The following is a 16,165-nucleotide window of genomic DNA, read 5'->3' on the forward strand; positions in this document are numbered from 1 at the left end:
CCTCCCTTCGCAGCACCGACGGCTTTTGGCACGTCGCTGCTCCATCAGACGCTGTGCTGATGGTCAGCCCGGTTTTGTCCTCCACACCATTACTGGGCTTCTCGGGCCGGGCCTTACTCACTACTACGGATTCATCTGCCACCTCGCACCAACACAGACCTCGGCGCTCACCTTGAGTCTGTGCTTCCGGCTTGCCGCCGGAGCTGGTGTCAGGCTTCCCCAGTTACTGCACTGGCTCCCTGTCAGAAACGCCACCCTCAAACACGCAACAGATCTGACTGAGTATCGGGCTTTGCGTTATTTTGCACGCTTACCCCTCTGTCGCGCCGAATCAGGTTCACTTGCGTTGTGTGCCTCTGACTTCCTATGGCTTCCTTCAGACCCTGCCGTTGGCCAACAGCGCCCTTGCCATTCGGATTATCTTCCCCTCAGTCAGGGTGATTCAGGTTTCTTTCAACCTGACGGGTTTGCCAGCTTCGCTGGGCAAACAAAAAAGGAGCCTAAGGCTCCTTTTTTTGTGTCGTTCAGCTCAGGAGTCAGGGGCAGTTCCCCCCCCTCACCCCTGACGCCTCTCTCCTCACTTAGATTACGCCTGGCGCCGGGCGGCCACGGCTTCGGCCAGCTGCGCCAGCATTTTTTCGGTGTCGTCCCAGCCGATGCAGGCGTCGGTGATGCTCTGCCCGTAGGTCAGTTCACAGCCTTCCTTCAGATCCTGACGGCCTTCCACCAGGTGGCTTTCCACCATCACGCCCATGATGGCCTGCTGGCCACCGGCGATCTGGCCGCACACGTCCTCGGCCACCACCATCTGCCGCTGATACTGCTTGCTGCTGTTGGCATGGCTGAAGTCGATCATCAGCTTCTGCGGCAGACCGGCCTTTTCCAGGCCGGCGCAGACGGTGGCCACATGATCGGCGCTGTAGTTGGGCTCCTTGCCGCCGCGCAGAATAATATGGCAGTCCGGGTTGCCGGCGGTGGAGACGATGGCCGAGTGGCCGAACTTGGTCACCGACAGAAAATGATGGGAAGCACTGGCGGCGCCAATGGCGTCGGCGGCTACCTTGATGGTGCCGTCGGTGCCGTTCTTGAAGCCCACCGGGCACGACAGGCCGGACGCCAGCTCCCGGTGTACCTGGGATTCGGTGGTGCGTGCGCCAATGGCACCCCAGCTCATCAGATCCGCCAGATACTGGGGCGTGATCATGTCCAGGAACTCGCTGGCGGTGGGCAGGCCCATGTCGTTGAGATCGAGCAGCAACTTGCGGCCGGTACGCAGGCCATCGTTGATCTGAAAGCTGTTGTCCAGGTAAGGATCGTTGATCAGCCCCTTCCAGCCAACGGTCGTGCGCGGCTTTTCAAAATACACCCGCATCACCACTTCCAGCGTATCGGCGTAGCGCTCGCGCAGCCCCTTGAGCCGCTGACCGTATTCAATGGCCGCCTGAGTGTCATGAATGGAGCAGGGCCCCACCACCACCAACAGACGGTCATCCTCGCCGGTGAGAATACGATGGATCGCCTGGCGGGATTCAAACACGGTAGCCGAAGCGGTATCGGTGGCCGGATATTTTTCCAGCACCGCCACCGGCGGCAACAGTTCTTTGATTTCGTTAATGCGGATATCGTCGGTTTGAAAATGCATGAGCAACCCTGCTTTTGTACTGGTGAGCACCCTGGCCCGTATTAAAAAAACTGTTTTCAATCTATCCCGAGCGGGGTCCGGCTGTAAACGCTCGATTGCCGCTGTTCAGCATTTGTTTGACAGGAAACACCGATGAACCAGCCAAAAAATAACGATTGGCCAGATTACTGATAATCATTATCATTCATTATATAAGTTTCATCATAAGGACGCACGCCACCATGTACAAGACCCTCACCTTTGCCCTGGTGCATTTCACCGTGGCCTTCAGCGTGGCCTGGATGATCTCCGGCAGCCTGCTGGTCGGTGGTCTTATCGCCCTGGTCGAGCCCATGGTCAATACCGTGGCTTACTTCTTTCATGAACAGGCCTGGAACCGGTTTGGCAAGGCGAAACTGGACAAGACGGGCCCGGCAGTGTGAACATGCGGCTCAATTTCCACAGTGAGAACCTTTATGAGTTATTCCCTCAACACTCAGGACAAGACCGCCGTACTCGCTCTCGGTGATAACGAACGCTTTAACCATTTCGTCAACCGGGTATGCGAGCAGGACGAAATCTGGATCCTCACCGACGAACATGGCTGCATGATGCTGACCACCGACGACGATGAAGACTGCATTCCGGTCTGGCCCCACGCCGACTATGCACGGGACTGGGCCGAAGGCGACTGGCAGGGCTGCAAGCCCGAAGCCATCAGCCTGAACGTCTGGCTCAAGCGCTGGGTGCCGGGCATGACCGACGACGAGTTACTGGTCGCGGTCTTTCCTACGCCCAATGAAACCGGCGTGGTGGTGGATCCTTATGAACTGAAAGACGCCCTTGACCGCAAAAAATCCCAGGGGCGGCGCAACTGATGCAGATCTGGGTGGATGCGGACGCCTGCCCCAAGGTGATCCGCGAGATTTTGCTGCGCGCCGCCGAGCGTACCGGCACACCGCTGGTGCTGGTGGCCAATCACGCCCTGCCGGTAACCGCCTCAAAACTGGTGCGTCAGCTGCAGGTCGCGAAAGGATTTGACGTGGCCGACAATGAAATTGTGCAACGCATTGAAGCGGGGGATCTGCTGGTGACCGCCGATATTCCCCTGGCCGCCGAAGCCCTGGACAAGGGCGCCGAGGTGCTCAGCCCCCGGGGCGAGCGCTTTGACAAGGGCACCATTCGCGCCAAACTGACCATGCGCGATTTTATGGACACCCTGCGTGCCAGCGGCGTGCAGACCGGCGGGCCGCCCACCCTGAGCCAGGCCGACCGCCAGGCCTTTGCCAACCAGCTCGAGCGGCTCTTAAGCTCAAAGCCATAGGCTTTTCGAAGCCGTAAGCTGTCAGCTTTAAGCTGTAAGACAAGATGGCCTGTACGCGCTGAAACATGAACAAAAAACTTACACTTGTTGCCGGGCTACAGGCCTTTAACCAGGTTCGCAGTCATGCAGAAGTGGTTTTACTTACAGCTGACAGCTTACGGCTTACAGCTCTTGAAAAGAGGTAACACCATGTTTAAAGCCCTGACCATTACCCTGAGTGCGCTGCTGCTGAGCGCCTGTGCCAGCGTCAGCCAGTACAGCGTGTCTGAAACCGAGCTGGAAAAGGCGCTCTACACCCAACTGGAAGAGCAGGCGCCGCGCTTTACCCAGGGGCTGGTGGAAACCCGCATCGATAACCTGGATCTCACCATAGGTCCCGACAGCCGCCAGGTGGTGCGCCTCGACATCAGCGGCGAAACCGCCATCAATGCCCTGATTGCCCGCTTTCCCGCCGCCCTGGATCTGCAGATTGAAGGCAAACCCGTCTACGACCGGCAGAAAAACGCCATCTTTATTCGGGATCTGAATCTGCTCAGGAGCCAGGTCAACGCCTTTGGCTATCAGGGCGATGTGGCGGCGGCCTCGGCGGGCATGATGCAGCTGGTGCGCGCCGTGCTGGAAAACCAGCCGGTATATAAGCTTGACGACGGCCGCTATGGCTGGCTCAAAACCGTGCCCGTGGCCATGGATATCGCTCCCGGACGACTGGTATTCAGCCCCCGCTTCAGTGACTGATGAAATGCCCTCGGCCAGGGCTGGCTTAATCTGTGGCACCTGGCCTACAATGGCGTAGATTATGTTCAACTCAAGCGCTACTGGCAGGCAGGTGACCTATTAACGCATCGGTTCTAATGGTGTTTGTGCCCACCTTTTTCTTTGTGTCGGTCACCCCCGGCATGTGCATGACCCTGGCTCTGTCCCTGGGGATGACGGTAGGGGTAAAACGCACCCTGTGGATGATGCTGGGCGAGCTCGCCGGCGTGGGCCTGGTGGCCTGCCTGGCGGTGGTCGGTGTGGCCGCACTCATGCTGCAGTATCCGCAGCTGTTTCTGCTGCTCAAGTACGGCGGCGGCCTCTATCTGGCCTGGCTTGGCATTCAGCTGTGGCGCTCCCGGGGCAAACTGGCGTTAAACCCGGTGGATGCCGGGCCCCGTCATATTCCTGCCGCCACTCTGGTCAGCCAGGGCTTTGTCACCGCCATCGCCAACCCCAAGGGCTGGGCCTTTTTTATCGCCCTGCTGCCGCCCTTTATCGACAATCAGGCGCCACTGGCCGGCCAGCTGGCAGGGCTGGTTTCCATCATTCTGTCGCTGGAGTTTATCTGCATGCTGCTCTACGCCAGCGGTGGCCGCACCCTGAGCCGGGTGCTGCAGCAAAAGGGCAGGGTACAGCTGATGAACCGCATTGCCGGCAGCCTGATGCTAGGAGTCGCCCTGTGGCTGGCGCTGGGCTGAGCCGGGGTGGCTGGCCATTGTGCTGCTTTGCCTATGCCGGGAGTGACAGTCAACGCCCTCTGCCTTAATGTTTTGCGTTGACCACCGGAGATTTAAAACGTGTACCGACTTTTTTCATTGTGTTTACTGCTGCTGGCCTCTGTTGCCACCCAGGCTGCCGACACCGGCTGGCTGCAGGCCCCCGAGCACCCGCCGGTGCAGGTGCGGCTGGTACAGAACGGCCCCCTGAATAACGCCAGCGGACAATATGCGGCCCTGCTGCAGGTGCGCCTGGCCGACGACTGGAAAACCTACTGGCGCTCGCCTGGCGAGGGCGGCATTGCTCCCCGCATGGAATGGCAGGACTCCACCAATGTGCAGGCCCTGGACTGGCGCTGGCCCCTGCCCGATCGCTTTCATCTGCTGGGCATCGAAACCCAGGGCTACCAGCACGATGTCAGCTTTCCGCTGTTGATTACCCCGCAGGATGCGTCACAACCGGCCACCTTCAAGGCCACCCTGACCCTGCCCAGCTGCACCACCATCTGCGTGCTGACCGAATATTCGCTGTCGCTGCCGCTGAATGCCGGTTTAATGCTGGATGAAACCACCAATCACCACTTTCAGCAGGCATTGTCGCAGGTGCCACGCCCGGCGGCCAGAGTGCAGGCCGGTGACTGGCGCTGGGACGCCGCCAAAGAAAAAGTGGCCGTCACCCTGATTAATCCGGCAGGCTGGCAGGATCCCACCGTCTTTATCGACGATACCGACACCGCCGTGTTCAGTCAGCCCGAACTGAATATCAACGACAACCGGCTTGAAGCACGTTTTAACGTTAACAGCTGGGATCCCGGGCTCAATCTCGACAACACCCCGCTCACCGTGACCGTGGCCGACGCCAACCTGGCCGAAGAGCTGAGCGCTCCCGTCAGCAAGGGCACCCTGAGCGCCGGCGGTGACCAGCCTTCCCTGTGGCTGGCCCTGGGCTACGCCCTGCTGGGTGGACTGATACTGAACATCATGCCCTGCGTACTGCCGGTGCTGGGGCTCAAACTAAACAGCCTGTTGCTGGGGCACCGCAGCCGGGCCGAAGTACGTCGCCCGCTGCTGCTCTCTGCCGCCGGCATCATGCTGTCGTTCTGGGGACTGGCCGCCTTTATGCTGGTGCTGACCTGGTCCGGCGCCCAGCTGGGCTGGGGCATTCAGTTTCAGCAGCCGGGCTTTATCGGCTTTATGCTGGCGGTCACCGCCCTGTTTTCCCTCAACCTGTTTGGCCTGTTTGAAATTCACCTGCCCAGCCGGCTCAGTACCTGGCTGGCCAGCCACCGGGGGGGCGGCAACAGCGGTCACCTGCTGCAGGGCATGTTCGCGACCCTGCTGGCCACCCCCTGCAGCGCACCCTTTCTGGGTACCGCGGTAGCGGCGGCACTGGCATCCTCGCCGCTGGTGCTGGTTGCCATCTTTACCGGCCTGGGTCTGGGCATGGCCCTGCCCTGGCTGCTGCTGGCGCTGTTTCCCGGCTTTGTGCGCTTTATGCCCAGGCCCGGCCCCTGGATGGTCAAGGTCAAATGGCTGTTTGGCCTGATGCTGCTGGCCACCAGTCTGTGGCTGCTGTCACTGCTCTCAACTACCCTGGGCACGTCCCTGAGCCTGCTGCTGGCGGCCCTGCTGGTGATGCTGCCCCTGGCTGGCCTGATGCGCCGCCACGGTGCCCGGGCCCTGCTGTTCGGCGTGGCCGGCATCAGTCTGGTGAGCGCCGTGCTGGGTGGCGTGGCCCTGATGACCCAGGACGCTTGGGTCAGTCCGGCCAACCCCGAGCTGCCCTGGCAGCCCCTGGACATTGCCCGCATCGAGCAGGAAGTGGCCGCCGGCAACCGAGTGTTTGTGGACATTACCGCCGACTGGTGCATTACCTGCCAGGCCAACAAGATTGGCGTGATCCAGCGGGATCCGGTGTACGGCGCGCTCACCCAAAAGGACGTGGTGCTGATGCAGGGCGACTGGACTCGTCCCGACCCGGTGATCACCGACTATCTGCGCGCTCATGGCCGCGCCGGCATTCCCTTTAATCAGGTGTTTGGACCGGGCCTGCCCGAGGGCCGGGAGCTGGAAGTGCTGCTGACCAGCGATCGGGTCGTATCGGCGCTGGAGGCCGCCCGGTGAAATGGCTGAAAGGCCTGCTGGGCTATGGGCTGGTTCTCATGCTCGTCATGACGGCGGTGGATCTGTGGCGCAGCCGGGATCTGCCTGCCTCGGCCGACGCCCTGAGTCAGCTGGTCACGCTGAAGGGTAAGCCGGTGGATCTGGTGGCGCAAAGTCACCGGGAGCCGGTACTGCTCTACGTCTGGGCCAGCTGGTGTGGCGTGTGCCGTTTTGTCTCGCCCATGGTGGAGATGGTGCCGGGCCCGGTAATGAGCATTGCCATCGCCTCGGGCAGCGATCAAAAGGTTGCGGCTTATATGAAGGCCAAGGGCCATGACTTTGCGGTGGTGAACGACGCCGACAACCGCCTGGCACGCACCCTGGGAATTGGCGTGACGCCCACCCTGATGGTGGTTCACCAGGGCGAACTGAAGCTGGCCACCACCGGCTTTACCACCCTGCCAGGCATGCTGCTCAGGCGCTGGATTGTTCAGTTCGGGGATTAGGGACTGGGGAGGCGAGTCCCTAATCCCCGATCCCTATTCCCTGAATTTAAAAAAGCACCCGCCGGCCCTTGAGACAGTCCCGGCAGGTGGGATCCCCCATCAGCGAACCCAGCGCTTCGGGCGGACAGCGTTTGCCACAACGGCTGCACTCGTGAAACGATTTCAGCCTCAGGGCGATGCTTTCCTCCACCAGCGCCAGCAGCTGCTCCAGGCTGCCACTGTGCTCATCCACCACGCCCCGTGAACTGGGCCTGGTGGTCTGCATGTCATGGTTGCGCCACTCCAAGGCCGGCAGCAATACCTCGGCCCTGTCGTGCTGAAATGACACAATCACCAGCACAGGCTCGCCGATAAACAGGCTCTGCGCTCCCTTTACCGGATAGTTCAGATGATTAAGCAGATGCTGACGCCAGGACTCCAGCGTGGGCGACAAGGGCATCGCCAGCAACAGGGCATCCAGCAACTTGGACGGCATAAAACTCCTCTCCCCTCACATTGGACGGGCCGGGCCTCAAGGCCCCGCCCCTTACTGGCGGATCAGGTAATCCGCCTGGCCTACCCACTTGTAGCTGGTCAGTTCTTCCAGCCCCATGGGGCCCCGGGCATGCAGCTTCTGGGTGGACACCGCCACTTCGGCCCCCAGACCAAACTGGGCACCGTCGGTAAAGCGGGTGGAGGCATTCACATACACCGCCGCCGAGGGGGCGCCGTTAACAAAGCGTTCGGCACTGGTCAGACAGTTGGTGAGAATGGCATCGGAATGCGCCGCATTATGGGCCCGTAAATGGGCCAGGGCAGCGTTCACATCGCTCACCAGCTTGACTCCCAGAGTCAGTCCCAGCCATTCGGTATCGAAATCGCCGTCTTCGGCGGCCCGCACCGTGGCCGGCCCCTCCTTCAGCAGCGCCAGTGCCGCCGGCTCGGCCACCAGGGTCACGCCCTTTTCGGCCATGCGTTCACTCAGTGCCGGCAGCAGCCCGGCGGCGGCTTTTTCATGCACCAGTACGGTGTCGATGGCGTTGCACACGCTCGGGCGCTGGGTCTTGGCGTTGTCGATTACCTCAATGGCCCGGGTCAGATCGGCACTTTCGTCCACAAAAATGTGGCCGATGCCAAAGCCACCGATAATGACCGGAATGGTGGCCTGCTCCTTGCACAGCTGATGCAGGCCGGGGCCGCCCCGGGGAATGATCATGTCGACATACTGATCCAGTTTCAGCAGGCCGCTCACCCACTCCCGGCCCGGCTCGCCAATGTACTGCACACAGGACTCGGGCAACTCACAGGCCGCCAGGGCCTGGCGGATCACCTTCACCAGCTCCTGGTTGGTGTGAAAGGTCTCCCGGCCGCCACGCAGAATGCTGGCGTTGCCGGTTTTCAGGCACAGGGCAGCAATGTCAATGGTCACATTGGGGCGAGCCTCGTAGATCACCCCCACTACGCCCAGGGGCACCCGGCGGCGGGACAGCCGCATGCCGTTTTCCAGCACCCGGGATTCCAGCTCGGCACCCACCGGATCCGGCAGCCGCACCACGTTGCGCACGTCATCGGCAATGGCCTTGAGCCGTGCGGGATTGAGCATCAGCCGGTCGAGCATGGCGTCACCGGTGCCGTTTTCCCGGGCTGTGTCCAGATCCTTCTGGTTGGCCGCCAGAATGGCCCCGGCATTTTGTTCCAGGGCATCGGCCATGGCCACCAGAGCGGCGTTTTTGGTCTGGGTGCTGGCCTCGGCCAGCAGGTAAGAAGCATCGCGGGCGGCACGGCCCATGTGTTGCAAATCCATGATATCTCCTACAAAAGCACCAGATCGTCGCGGTGAATGGCGACACTGCCGTAGCCATAGCCCAGCAGGGTTTCAATCTGGTCTGAGTGTTGTCCTTTAATGCGCACCAGATCCTGGGCGTCGTAACGGCAGATGCCCCGGGCCAGCTCGCGGCCCTCGGGGTTGACGATGCGTACCGCCTCGCCCCGGCGAAAACGTCCTTCCACCCGCACTATGCCCTTGGGCAGCAGGCTGGATCCCTTGTCCATCACCGCCCGCACCGCACCGGCGTCCACATGAATTTCACCATGAGGCGGTGGTCCGGCCAGGATCCAGCGCTTGCGGCTTTCCAGCGGCGTGGCCAGGGCCGGAAAACGGGTACCGACCCGATCGCCGCTGGCCAGCCGGCCGATCACTTCCGGGATCTGACCGGTGGCAATCACCACATCCACCCCGGCCCGGCGGGCCACATCGGCGGCCTGCAGCTTGGTGGCCATGCCACCGGTGCCCAGACCGCTGACGCTGCCACCGGCCAGCTTGCGCAGGGTGTCGTCTATGGTCTGCACTTCCTCGATGAGCTGGGCATCGGGGTTGTTGCGCGGATCGGCGGTAAACAGGCCGCGCTGATCGGTCAGCAGAATAAGCAGATCGGCCTCGGCCAGAATGGCGGCCCGGGCCGACAGGTTGTCGTTGTCACCCACCTTGATCTCGTTGGTGGCGACGGCATCGTTCTCATTGATCACCGGAATAATACGGTGATCGAGCAGAGCACGCAGGCTGTCCCGGGCATTGAGGTAGCGCTCTCTGTCTTCCAGATCGGCCCGGGTCAGCAGCAGCTGGCCCACATGCAGGCCGTAGATATTGAACAGCGACTGCCAGGTCTGGATCAGCTGGGTCTGCCCCACCGCCGCCAGCATCTGCTTGTTGGCCATGGTGCCTGCCAGCTCGGGAAAGCCCAGGTGTTCACGCCCGGCGGCAATAGCCGCCGAGGTCACCACAATAATGCGATGGCCGGCCCGGTGCAGGCTGGCGCACTGGCGCACCAGCTCCACCATGTGCGCCCTGTCGAGATGGCGGCTGCCGCCGGTGAGCACACTGGTACCCAGTTTTACAACAATGGTTTTGCCTTTCATGGAACGCCCTGCGGCTCCTTTACAATACAGCAATGCCGGCATGATGCCGGCAATCATAACATGGACAGATAACAGCCCGGAGGCCGAACAGAAAAGTCTGACCGTCAGGCAGGACTCAGCAAATGCTTGTCCCCCAGCTCGGGAGAAGGAGTGGCACTGAGGGAAAGCTCATCCAGGCAGACAGACAGCTTGTCGTAAAAGTCGCGCAGGGTACGCGCCACTTCCTCTTCATGCTTGCGGGGAATATCCCGCTCCTGCCACTCGCCTTCGCCCCCGTAATAGCCCAGCCGGTAACAAAACTCGAAATCCTGCTCATTCTTTGGCGACAGCTCCAGCCACCAGCCCCAGAACTCGCGCTTTTCCGGCTCCAACTTGGCACTGGCACACACCGCCAGACAGTCAAAAAAATAGCCGTCCTGGCTTGACTGCTCGCTGCGCAGGTAAGGACCTATGGCCGCAAACAGCCGCAGCAGTTTCTGATGACTCACCGTTTCAGTACTCATAACCACCTCCCTGGTAACTGGCCTATATGTAACGCTTTTTCACCCAATAATAAAGGTTGGCCGCCTTCCATGGCCAAAAAAGCGACATCCATGCCTTGCGCCGTGGTTAAAGCTGATCTACCAGCCAGTCCCGGGTGCGGGCCAGAGCCGTTTCGTACAGCTGCAGCAGGGGAAGCTTGTCGAGCACCAGCGCCTGGCCACTGCGGCTGCTGGCAGCCAGCGCCTGAATCTCGGCCTCGGGACACAGAAAGTCGTGACGGTGGCCGATGCTCAGCAGCGGCACAGAGGTTTTACGGCCCATCAGCCCCTGGGTCTTGAGGGAGAGTCCGCGGCAATGTTGATAGACACTTTCCCAGTCGTTGCTTTTCATGCCCAGCCGGTTGGCGATGCTGTCCCGCAACATGGCCGGTGCCCGCATAAAGCGCTCACGCTCGGAAAAAAACAGGTTGGCGGCACCGGCAATACATACCGCGGCCCGCAACCGGAACGGCTCCACACTGGCCAGCCGGGCCGCCACATTACCGCCCATACGTACCCCCAGCATGGCTACCCGGCGTTCGTCCACCCAGGGAATATTGGGCACATAATGCAGCACCGCCTGATGCAGCCGGCTGCTGTCCTGTACCAGTGGCCAGTGTGAAGAGTAACCCACCCCGGGCATGTCCACCGTCAGCATGGCCATGCCCGCGGGCGCCAGATAGCGCTCATAGAATCGCCAGAAGTCGAGCTGCAGGCTGTCCAGGCTGCCGCTGACGATCACCAGCGGCAGCGGCCGGTCGGTGGCAGGCAGGTGCAGATACCCCTGCACCTCCTTGCCGTTAAAGGGAATACGCAGTTCTTTCAGCGGCACCGGCAGCCGCCGGCCCGCTTCCCGGTAAGCCTGGTTGGCCAGCAGCTGGGCCTGCAGCGCCAGCCGGTCGCCTTTAAGATGGGGGTAGCTGGCCAGGGAAAAATAGCGGGCGGCCGCCAGAAACTGCGCACGCGCCTCCTCCCGGCCGGCCGCGCCCTGAGCCAGCTGTTGCGCCTTTGCCCCCAGCTGGCTCCATTCAAAGATCCAGTTGCCGGGACCGTATTCGGCCACGGTATCCAGCCAGCTCTCCACGGTGCGGGGACCGGGGGCCGCGGCCAGGCGCGCCAGAGTGGCTTCGATCTCGATGCTGTCCACCCCCAGCCAGTGCCAGTAGGCACGTTTTTGCAGACGGTAAAACCCGGGCAGATCGGCGCCGTCCACAAAGGGGGCCGGCTCCTGCCGGCCGACATGGCGGCGCCCGGCAAAGGCGATGGTGGAGGTTTCCGGGGCATGCTGGACGGCAGAAAAAAGCCGCTCGCTCAGATTGCTTTGCTGGCTTGTCATGAAGGCTCCGGCGTCAGAATGTAAAAAAGGCTCCGAAGAGCCTTTTTATCACGCCTGGTCCTGCTCGCACAGGGGCGGCACAAAGGTCACACTCATGTCCCAGGGCTGCTCGATCCAGGTGTCCTGGCCTACGCGCACCTCAAAGTCGTCAACCAGCGGCTCGCCCTTGGGCTTGGCGAACACGGTAATGAACTTGGCCTTGGGATACAGCTCGCGGATCACCCGGGCGGTGTTGCCGGTGTCCACCAGATCGTCGACGATCAGGAACCCTTCGCCGTCACCGTTTACCTGCTTCAGCACCTGCAGATCATCCCGCTGCTGATTGTGATCGTAGCTGGAGATGCACAGGGTATCGACGTGGCGAATACCCAGCTCGCGGGCCAGAATGGCGGCCGGTACCAGACCGCCACGGCTGACGGCAATAATACCTTTCCACTGGCTGGCAGGCAGCTGACGGGCGGCCAGCTTGCGCGCTTCGCGCTGAAATGAGTCCCAGGTGACGACGAATTTGTTGGACATAGAAAGAACCTTTGGGTGTTGGCTTTAAAACAGAACGGCCACCCCAGCCCCGCCATAACGGAACTCAGGGTAAACAATGGGCGCATTATAGAGATCACGCCCATTCTTGACCAGCTAAACAGCTTTTTTGCTGACCAGAGTTACCACTTTTTCAAGGCAACCTTGCTGGTAAAGCGTAGCTCAACGCCCTTTCATTTCTACGGCTCCGGGTTTGGCTGCGTTATTCATTCAGCTATTCAGGAAGATGTGTTTTCGGGATGGATCACCGTCATCAGGACAGGGTAAGCTGGCGCCACCTTACTGACCGATGCCGATACCGGAGCCGACATGACCGCCATTCACACCCTGTCTCCTTCCTCGCTGTGGGGATTTTTTAACACCATCTGCAGCATTCCTCATCCCTCCGGGCACGAGGCCGCACTGCGTCACTGGATAACCGGCTGGGCTCAGGAGCAGGGCCTGACGGTGCGTCAGGACGACACCGGCAATCTGATCATCAAAAAGCCCGCCAGCCCCGGCATGGAAAATCGCAAGGGGGTAGTGCTGCAGGCTCACCTCGACATGGTGCCCCAAGCCAATGCCGGCACCAACCACGACTTCACCCGGGATCCCATACGCCCGCGCATTGACGGCGACTGGGTATACGCCACCGGCACCACCCTCGGGGCCGACAACGGCATCGGCATGGCTGCCTGCCTGGCGGTGCTGGCCGACAGTACACTCAAGCACGGCCCGCTGGAAGTGCTGCTCACCGTCGACGAGGAAAGCGGCATGACCGGCGCCTTTGGCCTGCAGCCCGGCTGGCTTGAGGGCGACATTTTGCTCAACACCGACTCCGAGCAGGACGGCGATGTCTACATGGGCTGCGCCGGCGGCGTGGATGCCAATATCACCCTGCCTTATCAGGCAGAGCCGGTGCCCGCCGGTTATCGAGCCTTTAATCTTGCCATTACCGGCCTGCGTGGTGGTCACTCCGGTATCAATATTCATGAAGGCCGGGCCAGCGCCACCAGGCTGCTGGCCGAGCTGCTGCATGCCGTGACCCACGGCTGCAATGCCCGGCTGGCCAGCCTGGAAGGTGGCACTCTGCGCAACGCCATCGCCCGGGAAGCCTCGGCGCTGCTGCTGGTGTCCGAGGAAAAGAGTGAACACTTGCATACCTTGCTGGCACACTACCAGCAGCAATACGCCACCGAGTTTGCTGGTGTGGATGACTTTATTCGTCTTAAGCTGAGTGACGCCGAGCCCCCCGCCAGAGTGATGAGCGAGGCCATGCAGCAACGGCTGGTGCGTGCCCTGCTGGCCTGCCCCCACGGTGTGATGGCCATGAGCCGTGCCATGCCGGGAGTCACTCAGACCTCCACCAACCTGGGCGTGATTGAAACTCACGATGATCATGTGCATGTGCAGTGTCTGATCCGTTCCCTGGACGACGCCGGCCGGAACAGAGTGGCGGCGATGACGGCAGCGGCCTTTGAGCTGGCCGGGGCCACCGTAGTGTTTGACGGTGCCTACCCGGGCTGGCAGCCCGACCCCGCTTCACCCGTCATGAAGCTGGTGCTCGACACTCACAAGGAGGTGTTCGGCGCCCTGCCGGCGGTCAAGGTGATCCATGCCGGACTGGAATGCGGCCTGTTCAAAAGCGCCTACCCCCAATGGGACATGGTGTCTTTCGGCCCCACCATTCAAGGGGCGCACTCTCCCGATGAGCGGGTGAATATTGAAGCCGTAGCCCGCTTCTGGCAGCTGCTGATACGGGTGCTGGAGCAAATACCTGCCCGCGACAACTGACGACAGGCCGGACTTCGGGGCCGTGTTCAGGGTCCCGGTTTTGGCGTATTATTGAACACGATTAATTGCTTTTGGAGGCGTCATGAAATCCAGGACCCTGTTACTGATGCTGGCGCTGGTCGCCACCCCGACCCTGGCCGACAACATATTCAGCCGGGCGCTCGACTTTGGCCGGGAAGTGCTCGACGAAACCCGCAAGCTGGCTCCCGGCATTCAGCAGGATCACAGCGCCGCACCGGCCCGCCAGCGCAGCGCCCACCCGGACGACGGCCGCGATGCGCCGGCGCTGGAGCCGGGATATGCACCGGCCACCACGACCACCACCGGCCCGTCTGCGGTAGTAGCGCCGCCTTCACAGCCCGCTCCCGCCAACGCTCAAAACAACCAGGGCTGGTTTGTGGAAGAGGATCATCTGAAGTGATGGGGACTGGGGACAGAATACGGGTGTAGGTTGTGATGAGCGAAGCGAACCACAACACGAAGCCGCCGGCGGGTCGTTGCAATTCGCTGCGCTCATTGCCAACCTACGGCTCACCCCCGGCGAATATTCCTTTGTGCAAGCGTAGGTTGTGATGAACGAAGTGAATCGCAACAAATGCAGACGCTTGCGGAATGTTGAACTTCGCTTCGCTCATTCCAGTCTACTCGACTAATCCCAAGCCCCTAATCCCCATTCCCGGCTCTTAATCCCAGTCAAACCCTAACTGAGCACCCTGCTCTTCTTCGGCCAGCTCCACGCTCACTCCCACCAGCCGCACGCCACGGCCCTCACTCCGCTCCCAGGCCTGATCGCACAGCTTTAACGCCGACGCCAGCTCGGGCACTGTGGTGCGCCGGGACAGAGTAGTCTGTTCAAAATCCTCAAACTTGAGCTTGATGCACAGGCCGCGAATGGCCCGCTCTCCCAGCCGGCGCTGCAGCTCGGGCCAGAGCCGGGTCAGGACTTCCCGGCCTTCTCCTGCAACATGAAGGTCGGCAGCCAGGGTGGTTTCCACTCCTACCGACTTGCGGATCCGGTCCACCTGCACCGGCCGTTCGTCTATCCCCTGGGCCCGCTGCCACAGCAGCCGGCCAAACTTGCCAAAACGGCGCGTCAGGTTTTCTTCCCCCGCAGCCACCGCCTGGGCACAGGTTTCCAGCCCCATGGCCGCCAGCTTTTCCGCGGTCTTTTGGCCCACGCCGGGGATCTTGCTCAGCGGCAGTTTGCTGACATAGTCCGCCACCGCCGCCGGCGGCAGCACAAACAGGCCGTCGGGCTTGTTTTCTTCCGAGGCGATTTTGGCCAGAAACTTGTTGGGCGCCACTCCCGCCGAAGCAGTCAGCTGCAGCTCGTCGCGAATGGCCCGGCGAATATCCTCGGCAATCAGGGTGGCGCTGCCGCCAAACAGCGGGCTGCCGGTCACGTCCAGGTAGGCTTCGTCGAGGGAAAGGGGCTCCACCAGTTCGGTGTAGCGCCGAAAGATGGCGCGGATCTGCTGCGAAACCCGCTTGTATTCCGCCATATTGCCGGAAATAAGCAGCAGATCGGGGCACAACCGCAGCGCCTGATGGCTGGGCATGGCCGAGCGCACGCCAAACTTGCGGGCCGGGTAGTTGCAGGTGGCGATCACTCCGCGCCGGCTGGCGCTGCCGCCAATGGCCAGGGGAATGTCCCGCCACTCGGGATGCGCCCGCATCTCCACCGCCGCAAAGAAACAGTCCATGTCCACATGAATAATCTTACGCATAAAGACAATGCGGGGATTAGGGAATCGGGATTAGGGATTGGTTTGCTGTCAGGCCGGAGTCCAGAGTGGATGACACAGTGGCCTGCAGGATGGATTCCGGCTCGAGGGCCGGAATGACCAAGTCCCTAGGGGGCGTTCTCAATCATGCCAACCATATCACTGTTGATACGAGGTGGAGCATGGCAGTGTAGTGTTTCGCGACACGTTCATATCGTGTCGCGATACGACGGTAATGCTTGAACTTCTGGAAAGCGCGTTCAACCAAATTACGCTCTTTATACAGTGCCTTATCGTAATCCCGAGGGCTGATCCGGTTCTTCCTTGGTGGGATCACCGGATTGGCTCCACTG

18 protein-coding genes are annotated in these 16,165 nt (G+C 61.4%); 9 read left to right on the forward strand and 9 right to left on the reverse strand.

The genetic code is table 11. The features are described from left to right. Nucleotides 1-586: 586 nt before the first annotated feature. Nucleotides 587-1,642 carry a 3-deoxy-7-phosphoheptulonate synthase AroG gene (aroG, locus tag DA373_RS15345; protein WP_107853154.1) on the reverse strand — a complete coding sequence of 352 codons (1,056 nt, stop codon included), beginning with the start codon at nt 1,640-1,642 and terminating at the stop codon, nt 587-589. 221 nt (nt 1,643-1,863) lie between these two features. On the opposite strand from aroG, the gene DA373_RS15350 reads away from it, so the two are divergent. From DA373_RS15350 to DA373_RS15380, 7 genes are all read left to right on the forward strand, one after another. Next, nucleotides 1,864-2,064, forward strand: coding sequence for a DUF2061 domain-containing protein (locus DA373_RS15350; RefSeq protein ID WP_107853155.1), 201 nt, complete (start codon nt 1,864-1,866; stop codon nt 2,062-2,064). 33 nt (nt 2,065-2,097) lie between these two features. After that, nucleotides 2,098-2,499, forward strand: coding sequence for a DUF2750 domain-containing protein (locus tag DA373_RS15355; RefSeq protein ID WP_107853156.1), 402 nt, complete (start codon nt 2,098-2,100; stop codon nt 2,497-2,499). After that, complete coding sequence (locus DA373_RS15360; RefSeq protein ID WP_107853157.1) at nt 2,499-2,945, forward strand: YaiI/YqxD family protein; 447 nt, start codon at nt 2,499-2,501, stop codon at nt 2,943-2,945. Before DA373_RS15355 ends, DA373_RS15360 begins: the two co-directional genes overlap by 1 nt. Nucleotides 2,946-3,134: 189 nt before the next feature. Next, nucleotides 3,135-3,680, forward strand: coding sequence for a DUF1439 domain-containing protein (locus tag DA373_RS15365; RefSeq protein ID WP_107853158.1), 546 nt, complete (start codon nt 3,135-3,137; stop codon nt 3,678-3,680). Nucleotides 3,681-3,796: 116 nt separating this feature from the next. Next, nucleotides 3,797-4,399 (forward strand): LysE family translocator, encoded by a 603-nt coding sequence (locus tag DA373_RS15370; protein WP_107853159.1) that lies wholly within the window; start codon nt 3,797-3,799, stop codon nt 4,397-4,399. Nucleotides 4,400-4,498: 99 nt separating this feature from the next. Further along, nucleotides 4,499-6,541, forward strand: a complete 2,043-nt coding sequence (locus tag DA373_RS15375; RefSeq protein ID WP_232821331.1) for a protein-disulfide reductase DsbD family protein — start codon at nt 4,499-4,501, stop codon at nt 6,539-6,541. Further along, nucleotides 6,538-7,026 (forward strand): protein disulfide oxidoreductase, encoded by a 489-nt coding sequence (locus DA373_RS15380; protein ID WP_107853160.1) that lies wholly within the window; start codon nt 6,538-6,540, stop codon nt 7,024-7,026. The genes DA373_RS15375 and DA373_RS15380 overlap by 4 nt, the downstream gene beginning before the upstream one ends. Nucleotides 7,027-7,072: 46 nt before the next feature. Here the strand turns inward: DA373_RS15380 and DA373_RS15385 are convergent, their stop codons facing one another. The 6 genes from DA373_RS15385 to gpt all read right to left on the reverse strand — a co-directional run bounded on the left by DA373_RS15385 (nt 7,073) and on the right by gpt (nt 12,297). Continuing rightward, complete coding sequence (locus DA373_RS15385; RefSeq protein ID WP_107853161.1) at nt 7,073-7,501, reverse strand: hypothetical protein; 429 nt, start codon at nt 7,499-7,501, stop codon at nt 7,073-7,075. 51 nt (nt 7,502-7,552) lie between these two features. After that, a complete protein-coding gene (locus DA373_RS15390; protein ID WP_107853162.1) occupies nt 7,553-8,809 on the reverse strand; it encodes a glutamate-5-semialdehyde dehydrogenase in 1,257 nt (418 codons plus the stop codon). Between the two features lie 8 nt (nt 8,810-8,817). Beyond that, a complete protein-coding gene (gene proB / locus DA373_RS15395; protein WP_107853163.1) occupies nt 8,818-9,921 on the reverse strand; it encodes a glutamate 5-kinase in 1,104 nt (367 codons plus the stop codon). 104 nt (nt 9,922-10,025) lie between these two features. Further along, nucleotides 10,026-10,424 carry a sigma factor-binding protein Crl gene (gene crl / locus DA373_RS15400; RefSeq protein ID WP_107853164.1) on the reverse strand — a complete coding sequence of 133 codons (399 nt, stop codon included), beginning with the start codon at nt 10,422-10,424 and terminating at the stop codon, nt 10,026-10,028. Nucleotides 10,425-10,530: 106 nt separating this feature from the next. Then, nucleotides 10,531-11,778: an esterase FrsA gene (gene frsA, locus DA373_RS15405; RefSeq protein ID WP_107853165.1), complete on the reverse strand. Its 1,248-nt coding sequence runs from the start codon at nt 11,776-11,778 to the stop codon at nt 10,531-10,533. 48 nt (nt 11,779-11,826) lie between these two features. Next, on the reverse strand, nt 11,827-12,297 hold the full coding sequence (gene gpt / locus DA373_RS15410) for a xanthine phosphoribosyltransferase (RefSeq protein WP_107853166.1): 471 nt from the start codon (nt 12,295-12,297) through the stop codon (nt 11,827-11,829). Between the two features lie 327 nt (nt 12,298-12,624). Here gpt and DA373_RS15420 point away from each other — a divergent pair, with 327 nt between their 5' ends. Then, a complete protein-coding gene (locus DA373_RS15420) occupies nt 12,625-14,088 on the forward strand; it encodes an aminoacyl-histidine dipeptidase (protein ID WP_107853168.1) in 1,464 nt (487 codons plus the stop codon). An 82-nt stretch (nt 14,089-14,170) separates the two neighbouring features. Continuing rightward, on the forward strand, nt 14,171-14,509 hold the full coding sequence (locus DA373_RS15425) for a hypothetical protein (protein ID WP_107853169.1): 339 nt from the start codon (nt 14,171-14,173) through the stop codon (nt 14,507-14,509). 262 nt (nt 14,510-14,771) lie between these two features. On the opposite strand, the gene dinB is transcribed toward DA373_RS15425, so the two are convergent. After that, the gene (gene dinB / locus DA373_RS15430; protein ID WP_107853170.1) at nt 14,772-15,815 is read right to left on the reverse strand and encodes a DNA polymerase IV; all 1,044 of its coding nucleotides are present in this window, start codon (nt 15,813-15,815) and stop codon (nt 14,772-14,774) included. A gap of 142 nt (nt 15,816-15,957) precedes the next feature. Continuing rightward, nucleotides 15,958-16,165, reverse strand: a 208-nt coding sequence (locus DA373_RS15435) for a transposase (RefSeq protein WP_157953669.1), incomplete at its 5' end; no start/stop codon positions are given.

Source organism: Oceanimonas marisflavi (assembly GCF_003049725.1).
In the GTDB taxonomy this organism is placed as follows: Bacteria; Pseudomonadota; Gammaproteobacteria; order Enterobacterales; family Aeromonadaceae; genus Oceanimonas; species Oceanimonas marisflavi.